This window comes from Pseudomonas gebzensis (genome assembly GCF_034427815.1).
Classification (GTDB): domain Bacteria; phylum Pseudomonadota; class Gammaproteobacteria; order Pseudomonadales; family Pseudomonadaceae; genus Aquipseudomonas.
The window spans coordinates 1-627 of the sequence record NZ_JAXQNS010000041.1; the positions used below are offsets into that span (position 1 = coordinate 1).

At 64.6% G+C, this 627-nt stretch carries 1 protein-coding gene; it reads right to left on the bottom strand.

Annotated elements, in window-relative coordinates; all coding sequences use genetic code 11:
- A partial coding sequence (locus SJI00_RS22375) for an OprD family outer membrane porin (protein ID WP_322463860.1) occupies window positions 1-627 on the bottom strand: 627 nt, incomplete at both ends.

Here is a 627-nt window from a genome sequence, read left to right on the forward strand (position 1 = left end):
GCCCTTGGCCTTGCCTTGCTGCACGACATAGCGGGCTTCGAGGTCGCGCTCCCAGTGCTTGCCGCCTTTGCCGTAGCCGAGGTAGGCGTAACCGCCGTCGCGATCGACGTGGCTGCCGTCGATGTCGAAGCCGCGCACATACAGCGCACTGAGCAGCAGACCAGGCACGCCGACGCTGGCCAGGTCAAGGTCATAGCGCGCCTGCCAGGATTTTTCGTTGGGGGCGTTGAAGTCTGAAAGCTGCACGGCGTTGGTGAGGTACACCGCGCCACGGCTGACGTAATCGAACGGGGTATCGCCGTGCACCTGCTGCCAGCCGAGGCTGAACGTGTGAGCGCTGTGGCGATAGCGTGAAATCAGGCTCCACGTGGTGTTGTCGATACGCCCGGACAGCGCCTTGCCGGTGTCACGGGTGTGGTAGAGGTTCAGGTCCAGGCTGAGGCTGCTTTGCTCGTCCAGCGCGTGGCTCAGGGTGCTGCCCAGGTACTGCTGGTTCCAGGTGTCCTCGAAGCGCGAGGTGTACAGGCTTGCGCTGACTCCGGCGCTGGGGTTCCAGACGGCCCCGGCGACGTCGAGGCTGTCGCCGCGCTGGGCATTGGAATAGTTGACTACCATCTCGCCAGGGTG